We start from the raw sequence: 338 nt of genomic DNA, 5'->3' as shown, positions 1-338 counted from the left end.
ATCAAAGTAACAGGTGCTTTGGTCATGTTTTGCCCAACATTGACACTACAACTGTAAGGTTCTTGCGATACGTTGATAACACCAGAAGTTGGTTGCTCATTAGTTGGTGGCGCATCTAGAGAGTTGTATTCTTCACGAACCCAACACTCTAACGTTTTGGCTTTGACCGCACTCAATGTAGTAAAGGTGACATCAAGAACACCATCAGATAAGTAATTTTGGAAGTCCAGCGGGCTTTCAACTGTTAGAACCACGCCTTCACGCTGTACGCTAAAGGTTTGGTTTACTTTTCCAACCTTTCGGTCTTTTTCATCAAGGTAACGAACTTTGTTATAAAC

Annotated in this window: 1 protein-coding gene; it reads right to left on the bottom strand. The window is 41.7% G+C overall.

Going from position 1 to position 338, the window contains the following annotated elements:
• Nucleotides 1-338, bottom strand: a 338-nt coding sequence (locus IQR33_RS19625) for a hypothetical protein (RefSeq protein ID WP_193843953.1), incomplete at both ends; no start/stop codon positions are given.

The sequence above is a fragment of the Vibrio sp. OPT46 genome (assembly GCF_015163535.1).
Lineage (GTDB): Bacteria > Pseudomonadota > Gammaproteobacteria > Enterobacterales > Vibrionaceae > Vibrio > Vibrio alginolyticus.
Note: the sequence above shows the minus strand (reverse complement) of the source record. Positions and strands in the feature narration are given on the sequence as shown.